The sequence below is a fragment of the Leclercia sp. Marseille-Q4284 genome (genome assembly GCF_916618945.1).
Classification (GTDB): Bacteria; Pseudomonadota; Gammaproteobacteria; order Enterobacterales; family Enterobacteriaceae; genus Enterobacter; species Enterobacter tamurae.
In genome coordinates, this window is record NZ_CAKAKG010000006.1 from 1 (window position 1) to 3,439 (window position 3,439).

The following is a 3,439-nucleotide window of genomic DNA, read 5'->3' on the forward strand; positions in this document are numbered from 1 at the left end:
AAAACTACATGAGGACGCGGAACGGCTTTTTCGCACTCTGGCTGTTAGTCTGGATGATCTTCAGGAGGATGTGTAAATGGCCCGTGTATCGATTAGCGAAGCGGCACGTCTTTCCCGCGTCAGTCGTCCGACGATTTACAAAATGCTCAAGTCGGGTGAGCTTACTTACACCTCTGTTGTAAAACACGGGAAATCCGTAAAAACCATTGATACTTCTGAGCTTCTTCGTGTGTTTGGTGCGCTTGAGGTTGTAAACGTCAGTAAAAGTGACATTGTAAAATTTGACGACAACGCTACAGCGGTTAACAGCGATTTTTTACAGTCTTTACAGCATCAGGTCACGCTTTTGCAGGCAGAAAACGCGGGGCTTAAGGATGCCGTTAATGCACGGGATGAACATATCAGTTCACTTCGTCAGGCCATGCAGCTTATTGAGCACAAGCAGAACCTCTCCGATATGCAGAACGTCCCTGCGTCGCCTTGGTGGAAGTTCTGGAAATAGCGTTGAGAGCGATTCCATGTTTATGGTGTTGTGTCCTTACCTCGCATTCCGGTCATAGGAGCCATTTCTGGCAGGGGGCCTCGTAGGTCCACTCACCTCAAACCCCGAAAACTGCTATCCAAATGCTATCTATCTGCCATCCAAATGCTTCCTGAATGCTATCTATCTGCCATCCAAGTGCTTCCTGAATGCTATCTAGGTGCTATCCGCAAAAAATGCGTACCCCATTAATCATATCAATACAGGCACGACGGCGATGTATACATGGGGAAAATCCCCCGTTACACATTCGCTGTGCCAAAGGGTGCCCCTTTGAAACCCTTTTTATGGTTCTACGAACCTGAGCAAAGCCTGGTCAGGGCGGCGCCCCGACACCCTGCCAGCGCTTCACGACCACGCAATAAATTGCGTACCCGTTCACCGCTTCAGTCAGGTAATTCAGCATCAACCATCTGCCACCGGTCACAGTGATGGTAATCAGGATGAGCCTGATACTCAGCGATGCCCGCATCACTGAGTATCAGCAGATCTTCTCCGGACTCCTGCATGTACATGGCAACGGCAGATATAGCCTCCCGCACCGCAGCTTCAATGCTTTCCTCGGTTTCTGCCGCCGAGACACAGCCATAGCCTGTCTTATCGAACGCAGGGACGCTGATCCCCCAGGCTGTATCTGTATTTTCGGGGACTTCGATCCCTATTGAGAATCGGAGTGTGATGGTCATGTTTTTTCTCCGGGTTTCCGCCTGACGGCATTACACAAAACGATGAGCTGTACCGGGTGTTATTCAACAGTTTACCGCGAAAAATTCCCGTCAGACTGCCTTTTCCGTCCGTAACGCGGCGTAATGCATCCGCGTGCATAACGATTCATGCACGCAAAACGTACTGGGGCGATTCTTGGGCGTTTTCAGAGGGTAAAACGTATGGTTTTACGGCTCAGGCGTGAAAACCGCGCACAGCTCGTCTGAGCGGTGCGCGTAATGCGACGTTATGGTAAATGGTGTGCGATTGATTGTGTGTATAGGTGACACCTCAGTGTATAATCATATTAAAAACAAGCAGAGGTGTGTATGGCAAAGGATTTTAGCGACATTCTTATCGATGAAATTTACAAAGGAGTTGTCCAGAAAAATTACCCAGGAAAAATATTGATATGGCCTTTAATTAATGGCTTTAACATAAGAATAGGTTCTCTTATAGGAAAGTACCAAATTCTCATTTACCAGAATACGGGGAATAGCGGATTCAAGACATCCAATGGAATTGGTGAGCTGTCAAAGGATATTTTTAATGGCTGCTTTTATCCTGATGGGAGTCTCGACTTTAAAAGTGCCATATCGGTAGTTGAGCAACTATTTGATGTTAAAGAAAAAGATGCTGTTTTTATTGCTGAGACGATAACAAATGGCGATCAAAGTTTTGTTAAAAATGGTTCGTACATTGACGAACAGGTTAATATGATTTTAAAAAAACATGAGATGGCATTAAATATGATACCATTGCAAATATTCCTCAGCCACAAAACTATCGACAAACCGAAAGTCAGAGAGTTTCATAAAATATTAACGACTCTAGGTTTCGATCCTTGGCTTGATGAGGATAAAATGAGCGCTGGAGTTGAATTGGAACGCGCTTTAATAAAAGGAATGAAAGATTCTTGCGCAGCTGTTTTCTTTATTACGCCGAGTTATAAAGATGATAGTTACTTATCTGCCGAAATTAACTACGCTATAGCTGAAAAAAGAAAAAGACCTAATTTCTCAATTATAGCGTTGGTCTATGAAGAAGTCGGTAGCAAAGGTGTTGTACCAGATCTCTTGACCCCATATGTGTGGAAGGAACCTAAGAATGATCTGGAGGCTATGAGGTATTTGCTTGATGCTTTACCTGTTAAAGTTGGTTCTATTGAATTGAAAAAATAGGGTTTACTTCGGTTATAGTCGTTGACTCATAAGGTTCAAGCAGAATAAGCTATATTGGAATAAAAAAACCGCCTTGTTAGGCGGTTTTTTCAAAGGTTCTCAGAGTTGGCGCTCTTTGAACCAAGGTAACTGGCTTGGAGGAGCTCAGTCACCAAAACTGTTCGTTTAGTTTAGCCTTAATGGGCGCATAACTTCAAGACTAACTCCTCTAAATCAGTTACCAATGGCTGCCGCCAGTGGCGATTCGTCGTGTCTTTCCGGTTTGGATTCAAGGGTAAGTTATCGGAATAGGCGTGGTAGTCGGACTAAACGGGGAGTTCGTGCATATAGTCCAGCTTGGAGCGAACCACCTGTCAGGAACCCAGTTGCACGGGTAGGAATGAGAAAACGCCACCACGCAGTCAGGAACGGCGGAATGCAACGGGTAGACCTTACGGTGGGAACAGGAGAGCGCGCGAGGGAGCCATCAGGGGGAAACGCCTGGTATCTTTAAGTCCTGTCGGGTTTCGCCACTTCTGATTTGAGTTCCGGAGATCAACTGATTTCTGTGAAACTCGTCAGGAGGGCGAAGCCTATGGAAAAACGCCGTTTGGCGTAGCCTTCTTCCTGTTTGCCTTGGCCTTTCGTTACTCTTACCGCTTACGTTATCGGTTACTTAGAACGCTTGCTCCGCTCGCCGCAGCTAAGTGACCGAGCGGAGCAAGCGTACGGGCGAGGAAGTGGAATGTAGCCTGACCTCATATTAAGCACTGACGCACTGAGGCCTGTAATGACTAAACAACAGAAAACCGCGCTTAACATGGCGAAGTTCATCCAGGGGCAGTCTTTGCTTCTGCTGGAAAAGCTCAACGAATTGGATCTCGATGTGGAGGCCGACTTGTGCGAAAAACTACATGAGGACGCGGAACGGCTTTTTCGCACTCTGGCTGTTAGTCTGGATGATCTTCAGGAGGATGTGTAAATGGCCCGTGTATCGATTAGCGAAGCGGCACGTCTTTCCCGCGTCAGTCGT

4 protein-coding genes are annotated in these 3,439 nt (G+C 46.5%); 3 read left to right on the plus strand and 1 reads right to left on the minus strand.

Annotated elements, in window-relative coordinates; genetic code table 11:
- The first annotated feature begins 76 nt into the window (after positions 1–76).
- A complete protein-coding gene (locus LG383_RS22895; protein ID WP_225760294.1) occupies positions 77–502 on the plus strand; it encodes a helix-turn-helix domain-containing protein in 426 nt (141 codons plus the stop codon).
- Between the two features lie 425 nt (positions 503–927).
- Here the strand turns inward: LG383_RS22895 and LG383_RS22900 are convergent, their stop codons facing one another.
- A complete protein-coding gene (locus LG383_RS22900) occupies positions 928–1,227 on the minus strand; it encodes a type II toxin-antitoxin system HicB family antitoxin (protein WP_225760295.1) in 300 nt (99 codons plus the stop codon).
- A 348-nt stretch (positions 1,228–1,575) separates the two neighbouring features.
- On the opposite strand from LG383_RS22900, the gene LG383_RS22905 reads away from it, so the two are divergent.
- Positions 1,576–2,427: a toll/interleukin-1 receptor domain-containing protein gene (locus LG383_RS22905; RefSeq protein ID WP_225760296.1), complete on the plus strand. Its 852-nt coding sequence runs from the start codon at positions 1,576–1,578 to the stop codon at positions 2,425–2,427.
- 769 nt (positions 2,428–3,196) lie between these two features.
- Positions 3,197–3,388, plus strand: coding sequence for a Rop family plasmid primer RNA-binding protein (locus LG383_RS22910; RefSeq protein WP_225760297.1), 192 nt, complete (start codon positions 3,197–3,199; stop codon positions 3,386–3,388).
- The last annotated feature ends 51 nt before the right edge of the window (positions 3,389–3,439 follow it).